This is a genomic window from Ruminococcus sp. (genome assembly GCF_045129435.1).
Taxonomy (GTDB): Bacteria; Bacillota; Clostridia; order Oscillospirales; family Acutalibacteraceae; genus Ruminococcoides.
On sequence record NZ_JBGVJL010000087.1, the window covers coordinates 1 to 22,057 of the forward strand.

At 40.6% G+C, this 22,057-nt stretch carries 16 protein-coding genes; 11 read left to right on the plus strand and 5 right to left on the minus strand.

Annotated features, from left to right (window positions below; genetic code table 11):
• The 5 genes from ACJMMI_RS04200 to ACJMMI_RS04220 all read left to right on the plus strand — a co-directional run.
• Window positions 1-255, plus strand: a 255-nt coding sequence (locus tag ACJMMI_RS04200; protein WP_405353839.1) for a hypothetical protein, incomplete at its 5' end; no start/stop codon positions are given.
• 345 nt (window positions 256-600) lie between these two features.
• Window positions 601-1,374: a ParA family protein gene (locus tag ACJMMI_RS04205; RefSeq protein ID WP_405353841.1), complete on the plus strand. Its 774-nt coding sequence runs from the start codon at window positions 601-603 to the stop codon at window positions 1,372-1,374.
• Complete coding sequence (locus ACJMMI_RS04210; RefSeq protein WP_405353843.1) at window positions 1,367-2,215, plus strand: ParB/RepB/Spo0J family partition protein; 849 nt, start codon at window positions 1,367-1,369, stop codon at window positions 2,213-2,215. The genes ACJMMI_RS04205 and ACJMMI_RS04210 overlap by 8 nt, the downstream gene beginning before the upstream one ends.
• A gap of 54 nt (window positions 2,216-2,269) precedes the next feature.
• Window positions 2,270-3,559 (plus strand): serine--tRNA ligase, encoded by a 1,290-nt coding sequence (serS, locus tag ACJMMI_RS04215; RefSeq protein ID WP_405353845.1) that lies wholly within the window; start codon window positions 2,270-2,272, stop codon window positions 3,557-3,559.
• A gap of 499 nt (window positions 3,560-4,058) precedes the next feature.
• A complete protein-coding gene (locus ACJMMI_RS04220) occupies window positions 4,059-4,424 on the plus strand; it encodes an MmcQ/YjbR family DNA-binding protein (RefSeq protein WP_405353847.1) in 366 nt (121 codons plus the stop codon).
• 564 nt (window positions 4,425-4,988) lie between these two features.
• Here the strand turns inward: ACJMMI_RS04220 and ACJMMI_RS04225 are convergent.
• Both ACJMMI_RS04225 and nth read right to left on the minus strand, forming a co-directional pair.
• Window positions 4,989-5,822 (minus strand): Cof-type HAD-IIB family hydrolase, encoded by an 834-nt coding sequence (locus ACJMMI_RS04225; protein WP_405353849.1) that lies wholly within the window; start codon window positions 5,820-5,822, stop codon window positions 4,989-4,991.
• Window positions 5,823-5,829: 7 nt separating this feature from the next.
• Entirely contained in the window at window positions 5,830-6,456 is a 627-nt protein-coding gene (gene nth / locus ACJMMI_RS04230; protein WP_405353850.1) for an endonuclease III, read from the minus strand.
• 94 nt (window positions 6,457-6,550) lie between these two features.
• Here nth and ACJMMI_RS04235 point away from each other — a divergent pair, with 94 nt between their 5' ends.
• From ACJMMI_RS04235 to ACJMMI_RS04260, 6 genes are all read left to right on the plus strand, one after another.
• Window positions 6,551-7,285, plus strand: coding sequence for an HAD family hydrolase (locus tag ACJMMI_RS04235; protein ID WP_405353851.1), 735 nt, complete (start codon window positions 6,551-6,553; stop codon window positions 7,283-7,285).
• Window position 7,286: 1 nt separating this feature from the next.
• On the plus strand, window positions 7,287-7,982 hold the full coding sequence (locus ACJMMI_RS04240) for a 5'-methylthioadenosine/adenosylhomocysteine nucleosidase (protein WP_405353853.1): 696 nt from the start codon (window positions 7,287-7,289) through the stop codon (window positions 7,980-7,982).
• 829 nt (window positions 7,983-8,811) lie between these two features.
• Window positions 8,812-10,479: a biosynthetic-type acetolactate synthase large subunit gene (ilvB, locus tag ACJMMI_RS04245; RefSeq protein WP_405353854.1), complete on the plus strand. Its 1,668-nt coding sequence runs from the start codon at window positions 8,812-8,814 to the stop codon at window positions 10,477-10,479.
• Between the two features lie 619 nt (window positions 10,480-11,098).
• A complete protein-coding gene (gene fliB / locus ACJMMI_RS04250; protein ID WP_405353856.1) occupies window positions 11,099-12,112 on the plus strand; it encodes a flagellin lysine-N-methylase in 1,014 nt (337 codons plus the stop codon).
• 95 nt (window positions 12,113-12,207) lie between these two features.
• On the plus strand, window positions 12,208-13,044 hold the full coding sequence (locus ACJMMI_RS04255) for a DNA-3-methyladenine glycosylase family protein (protein WP_405353857.1): 837 nt from the start codon (window positions 12,208-12,210) through the stop codon (window positions 13,042-13,044).
• A gap of 578 nt (window positions 13,045-13,622) precedes the next feature.
• Window positions 13,623-17,660: an alpha-amylase family glycosyl hydrolase gene (locus tag ACJMMI_RS04260; protein ID WP_405353859.1), complete on the plus strand. Its 4,038-nt coding sequence runs from the start codon at window positions 13,623-13,625 to the stop codon at window positions 17,658-17,660.
• A 505-nt stretch (window positions 17,661-18,165) separates the two neighbouring features.
• Here ACJMMI_RS04260 and ACJMMI_RS04265 read toward each other — a convergent pair.
• The 3 genes from ACJMMI_RS04265 to ACJMMI_RS04275 form a co-directional block, all read right to left on the minus strand.
• The gene (locus ACJMMI_RS04265; protein ID WP_405353861.1) at window positions 18,166-18,384 is read right to left on the minus strand and encodes a hypothetical protein; all 219 of its coding nucleotides are present in this window, start codon (window positions 18,382-18,384) and stop codon (window positions 18,166-18,168) included.
• A gap of 56 nt (window positions 18,385-18,440) precedes the next feature.
• A complete protein-coding gene (gene lepA, locus ACJMMI_RS04270; protein WP_405353863.1) occupies window positions 18,441-20,333 on the minus strand; it encodes a translation elongation factor 4 in 1,893 nt (630 codons plus the stop codon).
• A gap of 71 nt (window positions 20,334-20,404) precedes the next feature.
• A complete protein-coding gene (locus ACJMMI_RS04275) occupies window positions 20,405-21,733 on the minus strand; it encodes an MATE family efflux transporter (protein ID WP_405353865.1) in 1,329 nt (442 codons plus the stop codon).
• Between the last annotated feature and the right edge of the window lie 324 nt (window positions 21,734-22,057).

Sequence of the window (22,057 nt, forward strand, 5' to 3'; positions counted from 1 at the left end):
TCTGTTTTGTCAATTAGCAAAATAGCTAATTTTGCTACCGGCGTTTTGTGCAAATATTTGTTTTATAATTTTCTTATTTTATACGGGGTAACTGTCACAACTTTTCTTAAGTTGTTGGCATTGTGTGGGCGAAGCCCACAATACTTTAGCTTACGCAAAATTTTGATAGCCAAACAGTTTGCTGTTTGGCGGCTTGAACAAATAGGCGAAAGCCTTTGCGAGAGCAACAAAGGAAATACACTTCATCTTTCATAGTCAACGCAATGCGTTGACTATGTTTTTAACATTTCTAATTATAATGGCTGTCGCCTGTTTTAACAAACTGAGCCTTAGCACGCAAACAGCGTGACTGTTTGCGTCTGATAAATTGTTATATCGGAAGATTTTTATGGGCTCTGCCCAAACCCGCAAGCCTTTAAAAAGGCTTGACCTAAATTTTTTATTTTAATGTTTCACGTGAAACATTTTATCTGTTTAACAATAAAAAATCTAAGAAAAATTACAATTATTCTATAAATACCCTTTTAAATATGATTTATTAGTGGTATAATGTATTACAGATTGATAAAACACGCATTATTTTACGGTAAAGGTGATATTTTGGCAAAAATTATTTCAATTTCCAACCAGAAAGGTGGTGTGGGCAAGACCACCACAGCAGTTAATCTTGCTGCTTGTTTGGGTGCTTTAGGCAAAAAAACTTTGCTCGTTGACGCAGATCCACAGGGCAATGCTACAAGTGGTGTGGCTATCGACAAGCGAAAGGTCACAGCATCAACCTATGAAATTTTGGTTGAGGGTGCAAAGGCTGAGAGCTGTATTATCACAACTCCTTATGAAAATCTGCACATTCTTCCGTCAAGCCTTGACCTTGCTGCGGCAGAACTTGAGATTTCCGACAAAAAGGGAAGAGAGTCAATTCTCAAAAATGCTCTATTGCCAATCAAGCAATACTATGATTACATCATTATAGACTGCCCACCGTCACTCGGACTTATCACAACAAACGCTCTTACTGCGTCCGACACATTTTTAGTGCCGATTCAATGCGAATATTACGCACTTGAGGGCTTAACTCAGCTTATGAGCACAGTAAGGCGAATTAAAAGACAGTACAACAACACGATTGACATTGAAGGCGTACTGCTCACAATGTATGATGGCAGGCTTAATCTTACTCAGCAGGTTGTTGAGGAGGTAAAAAAGTTTTTCCCTCGCAAGGTATTTAAAACTGTTATTCCTCGAGGTGTGCGACTATCAGAAGCACCAAGCTTTGGTATGCCTGTAATTTACTATGATAAAAATTGCAAGGGAAGTATTACATACACAGAGCTTGCAAAAGAAATTATTGCAAAGGAGAGAAGCTATGAGTAAAAAGTTTGGCGGACTCGGCAAAGGTCTTGATATGATTTTTGCAGAGAATGAAACCGAGGACAGCAATAACTCAGTAATGCTTAAAATTTCAGAGATTGAGCCAAATCGCTCACAGCCTCGTAAGGATTTTGATGAAAACGCTCTCTCAGACCTTGCACAGAGTATTTCTCAGCACGGACTTTTACAGCCTTTGCTTGTTCGTCCGTTGCCAATCGGCGGTTATCAAATTGTAGCGGGTGAGAGAAGATACCGTGCTTGCAGAATGGCGGGCTTAACCGAAGTGCCGGCAACAATCAGAGAGCTTACAGACACCGAAGCAATGGAACTTGCTCTTATTGAAAACCTACAGAGAGAAGACCTCACCCCGATTGAAGAGGCACAGGGCTACAAGGCACTTATAGACGAGCATGGCTTTTCGCAGGAAGAAGTGGCTACATCGGTTGGCAAATCAAGACCGGCAATCGCAAATTCACTTAGAATTTTAAAACTGCCGGACAGCGTTCTTGATTATGTTAAGCAAGACAAAATCTCAGCCGGTCACGCAAGGGCATTGCTTATGCTTGACAGCGAAGAAGATATGCTTGAGCTTGCCGAGTTAATTTATAAAAAGGATTTATCGGTAAGACAGGCAGAAAAGCTTGCAAAGAAAAAGCCCGAAACAGACGAAGAAGTTCAGCCGGAACGTAAACCGAGCTTTTACAGTATGGTAGAGCTTGCTCTAAACGAAAGCCTTGGCCGTAAAATCAAAGTAAATAAAAATAAAGGCAAACAGGGCGGAGTTCTTCAAATTGAATTTTATTCCGATGAAGAGCTTACCGAGCTTTCAAATAAGTTAAAATAAGATATTTCAATTTGCCGCAAGGCACATTTAAAATATAATGAGAGGAAATTTAAAATGATTGATATTAAATTTTTAAGAGAAAACCCAGAGGCAGTAAAGCAGAACATCAGAAACAAGTTTCAGGACAGCAAGCTTGAGCTTGTTGACAAGGTAATTGAGCTTGATGCCGAGAGCAGAGCAGTAAAGGCTCAGGCAGATGAACTTCGTGCCAACAGAAACAAGATTTCTAAGCAGATTGGTGCATTGATGGCACAGGGCAAGAAAGAAGAGGGTATGGCTCTCAAGGAAGAAGTTACCCGTCAGGCTGAGCAGCTTGCAGAGCTTGAAAAGAAGGAAGAGGAGCTTTCAGCAAAGGTTACCGAGATTATGATGGTTATTCCACAGATGATTGACCCATCAGTTCCAATCGGTAAGGATGACAGCGAAAATGTTGAAATCGAGCGTTTTGGCGAGCCTGTTGTGCCTGATTTTGAAATTCCATATCACACAGACATTATGGAAAAACTCAATGGTATTGACCTTGACTCTGCAAGAAAGGTAGCAGGCAACGGCTTCTACTATCTTATGGGCGACATCGCAAGACTTCACAGTGCAGTTATTGCATATGCAAGAGATTTTATGATTGACAGAGGTTTCACATATTGCGTACCTCCGTTTATGATTAGAAGTAATGTTGTTACAGGCGTTATGAGCTTTGCAGAAATGGACGCTATGATGTACAAGATTGAGGGCGAGGATCTTTATCTTATCGGTACAAGTGAGCACTCAATGATTGGTAAGTTTATTGACACAATTAATAAGGAAGAAAATCTCCCATACACACTCACAAGCTATTCACCATGTTTCCGTAAGGAAAAGGGTGCTCATGGCATTGAGGAGCGTGGTGTTTATAGAATTCACCAGTTTGAGAAGCAGGAAATGATCGTAGTATGTAAGCCTGAGGACAGCAAAATGTGGTTTGATAAGCTTTGGCAGAACACAGTAGACCTTTTCCGTTCAATGGATATTCCGGTTCGTACACTTGAGTGTTGCTCAGGCGACCTTGCAGACTTAAAGGTTCGTTCACTTGATGTTGAGGCTTGGTCACCTCGTCAGAAGAAGTATTTTGAGGTTGGTTCATGTTCAAACCTCGGTGACGCACAGGCTCGCCGTCTTAAAATCAGAGTTACAGGTGAGAACGGCAAATACTTTGCTCATACACTTAATAATACCGTTGTTGCTCCTCCAAGAATGTTAATTGCATTCCTTGAGAATAACCTCAATGAGGACGGCTCAATTAATATCCCGGTTGCACTCAGACCATATATGGGCGGTAAGGAAAAGATTGAAGTTCCTGCAAAATAATTGCTCAGATGTTTATTAGTCATTGGTGTAAATATTGATTGCTACACAATAAGTTTATCAATAATAAAATTTGGTCAACCTTTTTCAAAGGTTGTGGGTGTGGGCAAAGCCCACAAAACTTTTATTTTACACAAAATTATGATAGCAAAACAGCTTGCTGTTTTGCGACTTAAACATAATGGCAAAAGCCTTTTAATTGGCGATAGCACTGCAAAAGTTGTATTACTTTATTAATGAAATATTTTTTTAAATGGCTGTCGCCTGTTTTAACAAACTTTTTGCTTTGGCACACAAACAGCAACGCTGTTTGTGCCTGAAAATTTGCAATAAAATAACTTTTCTTGGGCGTTGCCCAAACCCACGAGCCTTTAAAAAGGCTCGACCTAAATTTTAATATTAAGCTTTTGCGTTAGCAACCCAGAATAATATTATTATCCAATATAAAAATTAAAAGTTATTTATAACAAGGGAAGTCGCAAGGCTTCCCTTTTGAGGTATTATGAACAGAGAACAACTGATTGAATACATTGAAACCACATACGGCGTAAAGGGTGACAACCCATGGCAAAAAGATCCTGACTCAACAGTATTTCGCCACATTGGCAACAAAAAATGGTTTGCACTTGTGATGACAATTAAAAAATCAAGTCTTGGTCTAAACAACCCAGAACTAATAGACATAGTTAATTTAAAGTGTGATAAGTCAATGCTTGGCTCGGCACTTGAGAACAACGGCTTTTATCCGGCTTATCATATGAATAAAGAAAACTGGGTAACTATAGCTCTTGACGGCTCGGCGAATGATAAAAACATAAAATTTTTCCTCGATATTAGCTTTGAACTAACTGCTCCTAAAATTAAATAGTAAAGAAAAACTGCAACCCATAGCGAGTTGCAGTTTTATTTTGCAAATGTTTCACGTGAAACATTTTGATTCTTTTTCAATAGTTGATGGAATTATGGTTTAGCAACGGTCGGAAAACTTTTGCTTAAATTAGCACAGACTTTATACTCGGACATAAAAATTTGGTCAACCTTTTTCAAAGGTTGTAGGTGTGGGCAAAGGCCACAAATACTTTCGGTTTACACAAATTTCCGACAGCCAAACAGCCTGCTGTTTGGTGGCTTGAACACAATAGCGAAAGCTTTATAACTGCGACAGCAACACAAAAGCCATTTTTTATTATTTATTAATGAATTATTTCTTTTTAATGGCTGTCGCCTGTTTTGTTAAACTTTGATTTAGCACACAAACAGCGTTGCTGTTTGTGCCTGAAAATTTGCAATAAACACAACTTTTCTTGGGCTTTGCCCAAACCCACGAGCCTTTAAAAAGGCTCGACCTAAATTTTATATTATTTATCCGAAACTCTCTGGCAAACAATAATTTACCAATATTACCCCAACATTAAAAACAGAGCCAACATTTTTATCGGTTGTTTTTCAAAATGTAATCAATCAGCACAGCTACTCCGTCATTGTCGGAATCGGGTACAATCATCTCGGCATAATCAAGGCATTTTTGTGATGCGTCATCAACAGCCACACCAAAGCCTGCCTCCTCAATCATATCAGCGTCATTGTCAGCGTTACCGCAAGTACACACATTAGCCATATCAATTTTCAGCATTTCGGCAAGGTGCGATAGGGCAGAGGCTTTAGTTGCCGATTTATCCATAAGCTCAATGAAATGCTCGGAAGAAGTTGTAATAAAAATTCCGTCAACCGCATTTTCAAGCATTGTCCATATTTTCCTGCGAGTTTCAGGACAGGTTGAAATGTACTCAATGCTGTCAAGCTCGTGTTTGTGTTCAAAAATAAACTTTCGCATATTTTCAATATGACCATGAGAGGATTTTACATAATCAACATAAGCCTCACTGCATCCGTAAGCTGTAGGATTATCAACATAACGCTTGTCGGTATAGGTGAGTCCATCCACAAAGGCCTCGGAAATTATATCTTCATCCTTCATAACATCAAGAATTTTAAGCACATCATTTACTTTAAGCGTTGCCGAATAAATCTTATTACGGTGCTTATCATAGATAGCTGAGCCGTTTGATGTAATCAGATAGTCAATTCCGTCCATGTTCATAATGTTGCCAGGCATCGAGCCAAGCGGTCTGCCTGTAGCAACGGCAACAATAATTCCGTTTTCAATCGCATTTTCAAGTGCCGACTTAACGGCAGGAGTAAGACTGTTTTTGCTTGTAAGCGTTGTGCCATCAAGGTCAAGTGCAAGTAATTTTATCTTATTCATAGTCACCTCATATATTCTTAGGGCAGAAGTCCTGCATACAACAGCTTTCACATTTCGCATTTCGTGCAGTGCAAACTGCTCGTCCATGCAAAACAAGCCTATGGCAAAAGTCGTTGCTTTCCTCCGGTGGGAGTAAATCACGCAGAGCAAATTCAATCTTTTTCTGGTCTTTCAAATCGTGAAGTCCAAGTCTTTTTGTAATTCTAATGCAATGTGTATCAACCACAACGGCAGGCTTACCAAAAATATCACCGCATACAAGGTTAGCTGTTTTTCTTCCAATGCCGGGCAGCTTTGTGAGATCTTCAATATTATCCGGCACAACACCGCCAAATTCAGAACAAAGCATCTTCGCCATAGCAACAATGTCCTTTGACTTTGTTTTGTAGAGTCCGCAGGACTTTATGTACTCGGCGACCTCCTCGGGTGTGGAGTCTGCAAAGTCCTGAGCGGTTTTGAATCTTTCAAAAAGAGCCGGAGTAACCATATTTACCCTTGCGTCTGTACATTGAGCGGCAAGTCGTGTGGCAATCAAAAGCTGTAACGGGTCTGTATATACAAGGCTGCAAATCGCATCAGGGTATTCAGCCTTGAGCGAATCAACAGCCATTAGGGCAATCTGTTTTTTATCCATAAATATCACCTCATTTAATAGTGTAACACAAAATAATGCCTATTGCAATCGCTTTGAAAAACTGTTAAAATATAGGTAGAAAGGGTGATTTTAAATGTATAAAAACTATGTGTTCGATTTATACGGAACATTGATTGACATAAATACAGATGAGTGGAGCATTGAGCTTTGGGAGAAGATGGCTGTTTATTATGGATATAAGGGTGCTGTCTACACCGCCGAGGAGCTTAACGAAGAGTACGGCAAGCTTGTTGATGCAGAAAAGAAAGCCACTCAGAAAAGACACAAGGACTATAAGGTTATTGATATAAAGATTGATAAGGTTTTCAAAAAGCTTTATAACCAGAAAGGTGTTAAGGCTACAAAGGCTATGGTTGAGCAGACTTGTGCTGTGTTCAGATGCTTTTCCACAAAGTATATCAAGCTTTATGACGGCGTAACCGAATTTCTTGATGCTCTTAAAGCGAACGGTAAAAAGATTTACCTGCTTTCAAATGCTCAGAGAAACTTTACAGCAAATGAAATGGATATGCTCGGTCTTACAAAATACTTTGACGGTATCTGCATAAGCTCTGACGAGGAATGTTCAAAGCCTGATTCACACTACTTTGAAATTCTCTTTGAAAGATACGGACTTGAAAAGAGCGAGTCTGTAATGATTGGCAACGATTACATTTCCGATATTAAAGGTGCAAATGATTTCGGTATTGATTCTCTCTACATTCACCAGAGCATTTCACCAGAGATTGAGGGCGAGTTGCTCAGCAATTACAAGATTATGGACGGCGATGTTCATAAGATGAAAGAGCTTTTGCTCAAGGGAGAATAATATGGTAGGAATTATTTGTGCGATGCAGATTGAAGCAGACGGAATTCTTGCACTTATGGAAAACAAAAAGCAAAGGGAAATTGCTAAAATGACCTTTACAAGCGGCACTCTTAATGGCAAAGAGCTTGTTGTGGTAGTCTGCGGTGTTGGCAAGGTAAACGCTGCAATGTGCAGTTTTGCGTTAATTCAGAATTACGCACCCGATTGCGTAATCAATAGCGGTGTGGCAGGCTCGGTTTCCGAGAAAGTCAGCGTTGGCGATATTGTGGTTGCCACAAATGCCGTTGAACACGATATGAATACAACCGCACTCGGCGACAAGCAGGGCGAAGTGTCTTTCCCGGAGGGTACGGTTATGTATTTTGATTGTGATAAACATATTTGCGAAACTCTTTATAACTCGGCAAAAAAGCTTGAGAACACAAAGGTAGAAAAGGGAACAGTTGCAAGCGGAGATATTTTTATTTCAAAGCGTTCTCAGCGAGTAAATATCGGTAAAACTTTTAATGCACTTGCGTGTGAAATGGAGGGTGCGGCGATTGCTCATATTTGCTCAAGAGCAGGTGTGCCTTGCGGAATTTTAAGAGCAATTTCCGATGACCTCAACGAAAACGAGGGAATGGACTTTGTAAAGTTCTGCGAAATGGCAAGTAAGAAAACAGTTGCCGTTGTAAATGATTTTGTAAATAACATTTGATTCTTAGTCCGATTGTAGTAAAAGCTATGGTCGGACTTTTTATATAAAAAGTTTAGGTCGAGCCTTTTTAAAGGCTCGTGGGTTTGGGCAAAGCCCAAGAATAGTTGTGGCTATTACAATTTATTAGGCACAAACAGCAACGCTGTTTGTGTGCTGAGGCAAAGTTTGACAAAACAGGGGACAGCCTTTTAAAATAAGAAATAATTTATAAATAGAAAAGAATATCATTTCTGTTTTGTGTTGCTGTCGCAATTATATAGCTTTCGCCATTGTGATTAATTCACCAAACAGCAAGCTGTTTAGCTATCAAAGCTTTGCATAAGAGAAAAGTATTGTGGGCTTTGCCCACACCCACAACCTTTGAAAAAGGTTGACCAAATTTTTATGTCCGAGAAGAAAACATAGCAAACTTCAAACCTTTTAACTCCCGACCATTACTAAGTCATTGTCGGGAATAGAAAAATTATTACTTTGCAAACTATCTTCTCGTAATAAAAACTATAATGTATCAACATTACCCCAACATTAAAAATAGAACCAATTTTTGCAAAATATGCCCGACTGCCACAATTCTTATTATTGCATTATTAACTACACAACAAAAAAGTTATCAACATTTTATTAATAGCGTGTTAAAAATTTAATCAGTTTAAAGGAGAAAAAAACTTGTTATTTTATTTGCCGTAACATCACTTTAAATCATAAAAACATTGACTTTTTTGCTGTTTTTATGTAAAATAAAAGGTAGCGTATATATAAAATCTTTAAAAGCAAATGGCATTGAATATATAAAGTTATAAGCCATGAAAGAGGATTGGAGAGAGGAAAAATGCAGCTTTCAGGTGCAGAAATTATTTGTGAATGTTTGTTAGAACAAGGGGTAGATACCGTATTCGGTTATCCGGGCGGTGCGGCTCTTAATACCTATGACGCTCTTTATAAATACAGCGATAAGATTCAGCATATTCTTACCGCACACGAGCAGGGTGCATCTCACGCAGCAGACGGCTACGCAAGAGCAACAGGCAAAACAGGTGTTGTTATCACAACTTCAGGCCCGGGTGCAACAAATATTGTAACAGGCCTTGCAACCGCTAACATCGACAGTATTCCTGTTGTTGCTATCACAGGCAATGTTACTACCGACCAGCTTGGCAGAGATAGCTTTCAGGAGGTTGACATTGTAAATATCGTTAAGCCTATTACAAAGGCAAGCTTCCTTGTAGAAAAGGTTGAAGATCTTGCCGATACTCTCCGCAAGGCTTTTGAAATTGCACAAACAGGCAGAAAAGGCCCTGTACTTGTAGATGTTCCAAAGGATGTTACTGCAAATAAGACTGATTTTGAAGCTGTAAAGCCAAAGGAAATTGAAAGAGTAAGCATTAAAAATCCTGAAACTATCAAGAAAGTTCAGGATATGATCAGAAATGCAAAGCAGCCTATTATTTATGCAGGCGGCGGTATTATAAGTGCAAATGCAACTGAGATTTTCACAAAATTTGCTGAGCTTACCGATATTCCTGTTTGCTGCTCACTTATGGGACTTGGTTGTATTCCTGCCGACCATCCGCTTTGCCTTGGCAATATCGGTATGCACGGCGGATACGAAACCGGTATGGCTACCGATACATGCGATCTTATTATTGCCTGCGGTGCAAGATTTTCAGACAGAGTTGCAGGCGACAGAGATAAGTTTGGTGCTCAGGCTGAAATTGTACAGCTTGAGATTGACGAAAAAGAGATTAATAAAAATGTTAAGGTCAGCGAGTATGTACTTGGCGACCTTGAAAATACACTTGAGGCACTCTGCGACGGTATGGAACAGCAGAATCACGCAGAATGGCTCTCAGTTCTTGCTGAGTGGAAACATTTCCTCGACAATAAAATTCCTGCTGATGACAAATATCCACAGCCAAAGGAAATTCTTGACGCACTTAACGAAATCAAGGCTGACGATGATATTGTAGCAACAGATGTAGGCCAGCATCAGATGTGGGTTGCTCAGTTTAATAAGGCTCAGACACCACGCACATTCCTTACATCAGGCGGTCTTGGTACAATGGGCTTTGGTATGGGTGCAGCAATCGGTGCTCAGATGGCACATCCTGACAAGAGGGTAGTGCTTGTAACAGGTGACGGCAGCTTCCATATGAACTTAAACGAGCTTGTAACAATGAAGTCTTACGACTTGCCTGTAGTAATTCTTGTTATGAACAACACAGTTCTCGGTATGGTTCGCCAGTGGCAGAAGCTTTTTTACGGCAATCGTTTTTCTCAGACAGATCCACACAGAGCAACAGACTTTGTGGCACTTGCAAATGCGTTTGGCATTGACGGTATGAGAATTGATACAAAAGATGAGATTAAGCCTGTACTTGAAAAGGCATTTGCTCTTAATAAGCCGGTGCTTGTTGATTGCAGAATCAGCCCTGACCAGAATGTACTTCCAATGATCCCACCAGGAAAGACAGTAAACGAAATCATCACTGAGATGTAATTATAATCCCGACTTTAACGCAAAGTTTTAGTCGGGTTTTTTATTATTTTTATTACGAGAAGATAGCTTGCAAAATAATAATTATTTTGTTCTCGACAATGACTAAGTAACGGTCGGCAGTTAAAAGGCTTGAGATTGACTATGTTTTTTGCTCGAACAAAAAATTATGGTCTAGCCTTTTTAAAGGCTCGTGGGTTTGGGCAAAGCCCAAGAAAAGTTGTTTCCATTGCAATTTATAAGGCACAAACAGCAACGCTGTTTGTGTGCTAAAGCAAAGTTTGACAAAACAGGCGACAGCCTATTAAAAAGAAATCATTTATTAATAAAGAATAATGGCTTTTTGTGTTGCTACCGCAGTTATAAGGCTTTCGCTATTATGATTAAGCCGCCAAACAGCAAGCTGTTTGACTATCAAAATTTTGTGTTAGATAAAAGATTTGTGGGCTTTGCCCACACCCACAACCTTTGAAAAAGGTTGACCAAATTTTTATGTCCGAGCATAATGTATGTGCTAATTCAAACAAAAATTTCCCGACCGTTACAAACAATAATTTATCAATGTCACCTATACATTAAAAACAGAATTTTTTCACAATTTTTATTTTGTACGGAGTTATTTATGAAAACTACTTACCATGAATTTTATAAAAATTTTAGCTGCATTGCAAACCTTTGTCCCGACAGCTGTTGCAAGGAATGGGATGTGGTGGTTGATGATGACAGCTACATAAAATATAAGAATGCGACCGGCTCTTTTGGCGATAAGCTAAGAAGTGTGATGACTATAGATCAGGACGGTGACCGCATTTTTACTCTTAACAACAACCGTTGTCCGTTCTGGAACAAGGATATGCTTTGTGATATTTATATTAATCTCGGTGAAAACGCACTCTGTGAAACCTGTAAGAGATTTCCTCGTATTCACCTGAATTACTCAAGCTTTGAAGAAAAAATACTTTCCCTCGCTTGTCCCGAGGCACTCCGTCTTATGCTCGCAAAGGGTGCAATGCAAAAGCTTGTTACCGCCGAAAATAACACGGAGGACGAGCCTTGCGACTACGATACATATGTTATTGAACTGTTGCTGAATGTAAGGCAGAAAATTTTTGCTGTGCTAAGCAATGACCGCCTTGGTATATTCGATTGTTTAAATCAGATATACGGACTTTGCCTGAGTGTACAGTCACAGCTTGATGAGTGTAAATACAATGCAGAAGTCGATTTTTCTCAAAATGCTTTTTTGGCAAGCTGTCAAAATACAATTAAACTGTTGCTAAGCCTTGATATAATGACCGATGAATGGCGAAATCTATTGAACAAAGCAAGTAAATATCAGCCGTCAGAGTCAGATAAAAAGGCATTTGAAAGGTACATCAGCAAGTATGAGTACGAGTACAAAAATCTTATGTATTACTATATTTTCCGATACTTTTTAAATAGTATAGACAGCTACGATGTAATGCAATGCTTTGATTTAATGAGCCTTGCGGTGAAATCGGCATATATTTTGCAGTTGTTTTTGTTTGCAAATGGGGGAGAACTCACCCTTAATCAGCGACACAGAGTAATCGGTTTGTATTCTAAAGAGGTAGAACATTCATATGAGAACATAGAGTTTTTAACATCAAATTAATAAAATGTTGAAAACTTTCTCTGTGCTTTTGACTGTTGTTTTTTAATGCAAAAACCATTATAATTAAATTAGAAATCACGCTTACGGAGGTTATTATGGTTTGTAATGAATTTGAAAATTATGTCTGTGTTGACGGTGTGACTGACCTTGATTTAAGGCAGACCCTCGATTGTGGACAGAGCTTTCGTTGGACAGAAAACGCTGACGGTTCTTTTGACGGAATCGCCTTTGCTAAAAAAGTTCGTGTAAAACTTGCAGGAAACAAACTTTATATAGAAAATTCAAACAAGGCAGACTTTGAAAACATCTGGAAATCATATTTTGACTTCGACCTTGACTACGGAAAAATCCGAACAGAAATCAGCAAGATTCACCCCGTTCTTGCCGAAGCCGCACAGTACGCACCGGGCATAAGAATTTTACAGCAAGAGCCGTACGAGGCTCTCTGTACCTTTATAATTTCGCAAAATAATAACATCAAGCGTATTAAGGGCATAGTGCAAAGGCTTTGCGAGTGCTTTGGTGAGGAAATTTCAGAGGGCAATTTTGCTTTTCCTACACCGCAAAAAATGGCAAATCTCACAGCCGATGACCTTGCACCGCTTAGGGCAGGCTTTCGCAACCGTTATCTGATTGATGCCGCACAAAAGGTTAATAGTGGGGAAGTGGATCTTGAAAAATGTCGCACACTTGACTATGAGCAGGCAAGGAAAGAGCTTATGAAAATTACAGGTGTCGGCGTTAAGGTTGCCGACTGCACCTTGCTTTTCGGATTACACAGGATTGAAGCCTTTCCTGTTGATGTGTGGATGAAAAGGGCAATGGCAAAGCTTTTCCCAACAATGACAGCAAACGATTTTGGCGAGTACGCAGGCATTGCACAGCAATATATATTTCACTACAGTAGAATGCACCCGGAATTATTTGAGTAAAATGTAAGTTCTTCGATAGCTGAGGCTAATTACGGTTTGTAACGGTCGGGAGTTAAAAGTTTTGAGATTGTCTACGCTTTCTGCTCGAACAAAAAATTTAGGTCGAGCCTTTTTAAAGGCTCGTGGGTTTGGGCAACGCCCAAGAAAAGTTGTTTTTATTCCAAATGTTCAGGCACAAACAGCGTTGCTGTTTGTGTGCTAAAGCGAAGTTTGACAAAACAGGCGACAGCCTTTAAAAAGTATCATTTTTTAATAATGTGGGCTTTGCCCACACCCACAACCTTTGAAAAAGGTTGACCAAATTTTTATGTCCGAGTATACAATATGTGCTAATTAAAGCAAAAATTTCCCGACCATTAGCAAAACCATAATTTATTAATGCTATCCAAACATTTAAAACTAAAAAAAATTTAACAAAGAAAATGGCAGAATGTACATAAATCCGTTGCGGATATTGTAAATTCTGCCGTTTTTTATTTTTGTATAATAAAATTATGGTAATTGTGATAATTTTGTGATAATATTATAAACAATAGGGTATAAGGCCCTTAGGAAGTTTTGAAAGGAGTAATCTATTAATGAAAAGCACAAAAATGAAGAGAGCATTAAGCGTTCTCCTCACAGCGTGTATGGCAGTTCCAATGGCAACAGTTGCACTTGGCCCTGCAAACGCTGTAACAGTATCAGATGACAGCAGTGTGTCTGCATCATCAACTATTGCAGGTTCACTCGTTGAAAATGACGGCTTCACCTGGGATAACGCTTCGGTTTACTTTCTCCTAACAGACCGTTTCAGAAACGGCAACACATCAAACGACCACTCATACGGCAGAGCTACCGACAAAAACGGTAATCCGCTTGCTGGCTGGGACACTAATCCGGGTACATTCCACGGTGGTGACTTTGCAGGCGTAACTCAGTCAATCGAGGAGGGTTACTTTGATAACCTTGGTATCAACGCAATCTGGATTTCAGCTCCATATGAGCAGATTCACGGTTACTGCGACTCAGGTAAGGGCTTTGCTCATTACTCATACCACGGCTATTATGTTCTTGACTATACCGAAACTGACGCAAACTTCGGTACAGCAGAAGAATTTGAAACACTTGTTGACACAGCTCACGAGCACGGCATCAGAGTTATTATGGATATCGTAATGAACCATGCCGGCTACAACACAGTTAAGGATATGGAGGAGTACAACTTCGGTACTCTCCTTGACGGTGCATCAGATTATAAGTACAAGCTTACAAATGTAAGTGATGTAAACAGCCACATTGATTTTAAATCATCATCAGCCGACTGGGGCAGATGGTGGGGCAACGACTGGATCCGCAGTGGTCTTCCGGGATACACAGAGGGTGCAGGCGATGATTACACAAGAGCTCTCGAAGGTCTTCCTGACTTTAGAACAGAGCAGACAAAGTCTGTTTCAATTCCTCCGCTCCTCAAAACAAAGTGGACACAGGAAGGTACATACGATCAGAAAATTTCAAGATACGGCAGCTCAAACACAGTAACAGGCTACCTTTCATCATGGCTTTCAGACTGGGTAAGAAAGTACGGTGTTGACGGCTTCCGTTGCGACACAGCAAAGCATGTTGAAAACGCTTCTTGGAATCAGCTCAAGACAGCCTGCGTATCTGCTCTTAAAGAGTGGAGAACAAACAACCCTGACAAGGCAGGTGCTGATTGGAAAGAAGATTTCTGGATGACCGGTGAAGCATGGGATCACGGTGTTGGTTATGACGCTTACTACTCACAGGGTGGCTTTGACTCAATGATCAACTTCTCAACCTGCGGCGGCGGTGCTATTGCAAGCGGCTCTGTAGCAAACACATATCAGGGCTATGCAGACCAGATCAACTCAAGAGAAGGCTTCAATGTTCTTTCATTTATTTCATCACACGATGAGGTTCTCACAAGAGGCGATGAAAAGACAATGATTTACAACGGCTCTGCTTTCCTTCTCCTTCCGGGTGCAGTTCAGACATTCTACGGCGATGAGTCAGCTCGTCCGATGTATGAAGGTCTTGCATTTGACGGCAGCGGCGGATCAGGTCACTCACTCAGAAGTGATATGAACTGGAACAGCCTCAACAAGACAGTACTTGCTCATTGGCAGAAGGTTGGTCAGTTCCGTAAAAACCATGTATCAGTTGGTGCAGGCAGCAACACAAAGCTTTCAGCTACAAACGGCGTTGCTTTCGGCAGAACATATAACAAAAACGGTGTTACAGACACAGTTGCAGCAGTTATCGGCTGCAGCAGCAACACAAGCGTAACAGTAGATGTATCTTCACTCTGGAAAGACGGCGATTACATCATCAACGCTTATGACAACTCATCATCAGTTGTATCAGGCGGTAAGGTTACATTCAACAGCGGTGTAAATGGCACAATCCTTATGGAAAATGCTGACGGTCAGCCACTTGTTTCAGTTACAGGTGAAGCACAGTTCTACGGCACAGAGCAGGTTAAGGTTTCTCTTAAGGACTGCGACAGTGCAAAGGTTTCTGTTGACGGCGGTAACAAGTTCATCGTTAAAGATGGTGACACATTCACAATCGGTTCAACAGGCTACAAGAACGATACAATCGAGGTAGCAGTTGAGGCTAAGAACGACAAGGCAAGCACAGAGGCTAAGTTTACATTCCTCAAGCTTGGCGAAAACGGCGAACAGCCTACAAACCCAACAGTAACTACTGTTCCTCCAACAACAGTAAGCCAGACAAGTAAGCTTACAATCAACAGCACATCAGGTGCACCAAATGTTTACGCATGGACAGGTGCAAGCGATGCTCAGCTTGGTGCATGGCCGGGTACACAGGCAAAGGCAGTTTCAGGCAAGGACAATGTATATGAAATTGAAATTCCTGTTCCTGCAAATAAGTCATTCAATGTAGTACTTAACAACGGCAGTGCAAAGTCAGCAGATATCACAGGCCTTTATGACGGTGCGGTTCTTGAAATTCCAAACGGCAACTACACATCAACAAAGACAATCAGTTCAGGTACACAGCAAGGCGGTGGTAGTGACGAACCATATGAGGGTTCAGTATCACTCACAATCGTACCGTTTGATTCATCTTCAAGCTACAATATTTATGCTTGGACAGATACACAGAAGCTTACAGGTGCATGGCCTGGCACAAAGCTTACTGACAAGGACGCAAATGGCAACTATGTTGTTAAGTTTGATAATGTAGAAGCAGTTAATGTTATCATCAACAGCGGCTCAGGTCAGACAGCAGATATTACAGATGTAAAAGACGGTTCAACAATCCAGATTACAGATGCAGGCTGCACAAACTATAAGCTTACAGAAAAGCCAATCGTGCTTTCTCCAATGGAAACACTCAAGAAAGAGGCAAGAGAAGTACTTGCTATGACAGCATCAGACTTCACAGCTTCATCTTGGGCAAATGTTCAGTCAGTAATGACAACAGTAAACGCAACAATCAAGCTTGGCGATGCAGCAGAGGACGAGCAGGTTAAGACATTAACAACAACTCTCCAGAATGCAAAGGCAGCTTTAGTACTCAATGTTCCTACAATCAGCCGTGCAGTTAAGGGCGAAAGCACAATCAGCGGTGTAGCAGCTCCTGACTCAAAGGTTACAGTAACAGTAAACGGCAAGGCTTACACAGCACAGGCAGACGATGTAACAGGTGCATTCACAGTTGCAACAGCTACACTCAACGCTTCTTCTGCACTTACATTCAAGGCAGAGAGAAATAGCGTAGCATCACAGACAGGCTCATACAATATGGCAAGCGGTGACATTACAAGCACAATTATTCCAACAACACCTACACAGCCAACAGAGCCTACAACTTCAACTCAGCCAACAACTGCTACACAGCCTACCACAGCAACTCAGCCTACAACATCTACACAGCCAACACAGGCTACAAAGCTCAATGTAACAGCTACATCTAACTACTTCCCAAGTGCAAAGGTTACTATGGAAAACGGCAAAGAGCTTTGCGTAGAGTATCAGCTCCAGTCATCAATGAAGCTTGTAAATGCTGAGTGGACACTCACTTATGATACTTCAAAGCTTCAGCTTGACACAGCTCGTTCAAACGACTTTATGCCTGAGGTTGCAAACGAAGTTACCAATATAATGGAGAATAAGGGCACAGTAAAGTCTAACTTTACAGACATTTCAAACCTTAAGGACTTCACAACTCAGAAGACATTTGCAAGAGCATACTTCAAGGTTATCGGTACAGGTGACGCAACAGTAGAACTCAAAGTAAATACTCTCAGCGTTGGTTATCTTGACAGCAACTTCAAAATTAACTTTGAGCCGGTTGTAAGAAACGGCGTTAAGCAGAATGTTACTTCAAAGCCCGGTTATGAGAAGTTTACATCAAATGTAAACACAAAGGCATACGAAGACGGTGGCATTGACTTTATTCTTGGTGATGTAACAGGTGACGGCATTGTTGATGTAAACGATGTAACAGCAATCCAGCTTTACCTCACAGAAAATATTAGTTTCACAGATGCACAGAAGTTAGCTGCTGATACAAATCAGGACGGTAAGATTTCTGTACTTGATGTAACAAGAACACAGGAAATGGTAGCCGGATATACAATTAAATAATAATTTAATTTCAGCTTAAACCTTTAATTAATCCGATAAAGCATCGCTCGTAAAGTAAAATTTACGGGCGATGCTGTTTTTGTTGTCATAATTATAAAGCTTTTGCCTTTTGTTTAAGCTACAAAACAAAAAGTTTAGGTCGAGCCATTTAAAAGGCTCGTTGGTTTGGGGAACGCCCAAGAAAAGTTATTTTCTTTTCAAAGTGTCGGGCACAAACAGCAACGCTGTTTGTGTGCTAAAGTAAAGTTTGAAAAAACAGGCGATAGCCTATTAAGAAGGAATAATTTTTAATAAAAAGAACGCTTTTTTTGTGTTGCTGTCGCAATTAAAAAGATTTCACCGTTTTGTTTAAGCTAACAAATAAAAAAGTTTAGGTCGAGCCTTTTTAAAGGCTCGTGGGTTTGGGCAACGCCCAAGAAAGTTGTTTTCTGTTCAAACTGTCGGTCACAAACAGCAACGCTGTTTGTGTGCTAAAGTAAAGTTTGAAAAAACAGGCGACAGCCTTTTAAGAAGAAATAATTTTTAATAAAAAGAACTCTTTTTGTGTTGCTGTCGCAATTATAAGACTTTCGCCATTGTGTTCAAGCCACCAAACAGCAGGCTGTTTGGCTATCAAAGTTTTGCATAATGGAAAAGTATTGTGGGCTTTGCCCACACCCACAACCTTTGAAAAAGGTTGACCAAACTTTTTTGTTCGAGTAAAAGTCTGAGATAATTTAAGCAAAAAAATCCCCGATTACAGTTACAACTATAATCGGGGTTAAAATTATTTTTTTAATATTAATCTGTATCGAGTTTGAGAACTGCCATAAATGCTTCCTGCGGAACTTCAACAGAGCCGAGCTGACGCATACGCTTTTTACCCTCTTTCTGTTTTTCAAGCAGTTTCTTTTTACGGGAAATATCACCGCCGTAGCACTTTGCAAGTACATCCTTACGCATCGCCTTAACGGTTTCTCTGGCAATAATCTTACCGCCAATGCATGCCTGAATCGGTACTTCAAACAGCTGTCTTGGAATTTTCTCCTTGAGCTTTTCAGCCATTTTTCTTGCTCTGCCGTATGCCTTGTCAGCGTGAATGATGAACGAAAGTGCATCGACAACATCACCGTTAAGCATAATATCAAGCTTTACAAGGTTGCTCTTTACATAGTCCTTAAGCTCATAGTCAAATGAAGCATAGCCTCTTGTGCGTGATTTTAGTGTGTCAAAGAAGTCGTAAATAATCTCGGCAAGCGGTAATTCATAGTGCAGGTCAACTCTGTCGGCATCAATGTATTGCATATCAATGAAAATACCTCGTCTGTCCTGACAAAGCTCCATAATGTTGCCGACATACTCCTTTGGTGAGTAAATGTGGGCAGTTGTCATCGGTTCTTCCGCCATTGCTATAAGTGCAGGGTCAGGGTAGTTTGTCGGGTTGTCAATCATCTCAACTGTACCGTCAGTTTTGGTAATTCTGTAAATTACACTCGGTGCAGTTGTAATAAGGTCAAGCTGATATTCACGCTCAAGTCTTTCCTGAATAATCTCCATATGCAGAAGTCCGAGGAATCCGCAGCGATAGCCAAAGCCGAGAGCAACCGAAGTTTCAGGTTCAAACGAAAGTGCTGCATCATTAAGCTGAAGCTTTTCGAGTGCGTCCTTTAGGTCGCCGTATTTTGCACCGTCAACAGGATAGATACCGCAGTAAACCATTGGCTGAGCCTCACGATAACCAGGAAGTGGCTCTTTGGCAGGGTTTGCGGTAAGTGTAACCGTATCACCAACCTTAGCGTCAGCAAGTGTCTTGATTGATGCGGCAATGTAGCCAACCTCACCGGCATAAAGTCCGCTTGTAGATTCCATAGAGGTTGCGTGCATAAGTCCGCACTCCACAACGGTAAAGGTACTGCCCGTAGCCATAAGCTTGAACTCATCGCCCGGGTGAATCTGTCCCTCTTTAAGGCGAACATAAATAATTACGCCCTTGTAGCTGTCGTAATAGCTGTCGAAAATCAAAGCACGAAGCGGAGCGTTGACATCTCCTGTCGGTGCGGGAATATCTGAAACGATTTTCTCAAGCACAGCGTGGATATTAATGCCCTGCTTAGCTGAAATTTTTGGTGCGTCCTCGGCAGGAATACCGATTACATCTTCAATTTCCTCAATAACCCTGTCCGGGTCAGCACTTGGCAGGTCAATTTTGTTGATGACAGGCACTATTTCAAGCCCTCCGTCAACAGCAAGGTAGGTGTTTGCAAGAGTCTGAGCTTCAATACCCTGAGATGCGTCAACAATCAGCACAGCACCCTCACACGCAGCCAAAGAACGAGATACCTCGTAGTTAAAGTCTACATGGCCCGGTGTGTCGATGAGGTTAAAAAGATATTTTTCGCCGTTGTCAGCGTCATAGGTAACTGTAACGGCACGAGCCTTTATTGTAATGCCACGCTCACGCTCAAGCTCCATATCATCAAGCAGCTGAGATTCCATATCTCTTGCAGATACGGAGTTTGTCTGCTCAAGAATACGGTCGGCAAGTGTGCTCTTGCCGTGGTCAATGTGGGCAATTATACTGAAATTTCTTATTTTGTCCTGTGGAAATGACAATTCTATCACCTTTTCGCAGATTTTTTGCAGGATTGCCTGCTGCAAGCCGACAGACTGCAAAGCCTGTCCGGATATATACATATTTATAATAACACATTTTGCACTTATTGGCAATAAAAAAGCTGTCTTTCAAACGAAAAACAGCTTTAATTTTACGCATATTTATATTTTTTACGGTTTGCAATAAAGAAAATCAAACTCACTATGAGTGAGAATATTTCAGCTCCCACAACCGCAAGCCATACACCGTTAAGTCCCAAAATTAACGGGAGAATAAAGATGAATGCAATCTGGAAAACAAGGGTTCGCAAAAATGAGATAACTGCCGAGATAAGACCGTTGTTGAGTGCGGTAAAAAACGCAGATGCAAAAATATTTATTCCGCTAATGATGTACGAAAGCGAGAAAAGACAGATTGCATTGGTTGTCATATCGTGCAATTCCTTGTTGTAGCCGACAAAAATTCCTGCCAATGTAGATGAGAGTAACTCGGCACATGCAGTAAGAATTACAGCGGCAGAACAAATCAAAATAAGGCTTTTTTTGAAAAGACTTTTAAGCTCGTCCGTATTTCCGGCACCGTAGTGGTAGCCGATTATCGGAGCAACGCCAACCGAATAGCCGAGGTAAGTGCCAACAAAAATAAAGCCGACATACATTATAATTCCGTAAGCAACAACGCCGTCATAGCCTGCATATTTTACAAGCTGCAGATTGTAGAGCATATTGACAAGCGACATTGAAATATTTGTCACCATTTCGGAAGAGCCGTTTGCACAGGTTTTTAAAATCGGCTTAATTTCAAACTTTGTTCGCACAAGCTTGAGAGGAGATTTATTTTTGCGTGCAAAGTAAATAATAGGAATCATTGCACCTATTAACTGGCTTATTCCTGTGGCAAGAGCAGCACCAAATACGCCTAATCCAAAAACATAGATAAAAAGGAAGTCAAGCAGCATATTGGTAAGTCCTGCGGCAACCGATACGCCAAGTCCCATTGCAGGTTTTTCGGCAACTACCAGAAAGCTTTGAAAGCAGTTTTGCAGCATAAAGAAGGGGAGAGCAAACAAAAGAGTTCTGCCGTAAACAGAACAAATATTAATCATTTCACCCTCTGCACCCAAAAGTTCTGAAATTTGTCTTATAAACAAAATTCCGACAAATGCAAGAACTATACTCACTAACACGAGAAAGTAAATCAGCATTGAAAAATAGCGGTTTGCAAGCTCTTTTTTGCCTTCACCAATGGTTTTAGAAACCAAGGCACTTCCGCCCGTACCAACCATAAAGCCGACCGAACCGAGCATCATTAGGGCAGGCATAATAAGGTTTACTCCGGCAAATGCCTCACTGCCCACAACATTTGACACAAACAGTCCGTCAACCACACCATATATTGATGTAAAAATCATCATAGAAATGGTGGGAATTGTAAAGCGTATAAGCTTTTTGTAGCTGAAATGCTCTAATAACTGAATCATATTCCACTCCTTAAAATAACTTTTGTTCCCGACAATGACTTAGTAATTGTCGGGATTAATGACTTTGAATTTTGCCTGCCATTCTATTCGGATAAAAAATTTAGGTCCAGCCTTTTTAAAGGCTGGTGGGTTTGGGCAAAGCCCAAGAAAGTTGTTTTCTACGCAAACTGTCGGGCACAAACAGCACGCTGTTTGTGTGCTAAAGCAAATCCTATAAAAACGGGCCACAGCCTTTTTAAATGAAATAAGTTATTAAACACGGAACGGTTATTTGTGATGCAATCGCATAAAAGCTTCCTCTTTTTGTTTAAATACACAAACAGC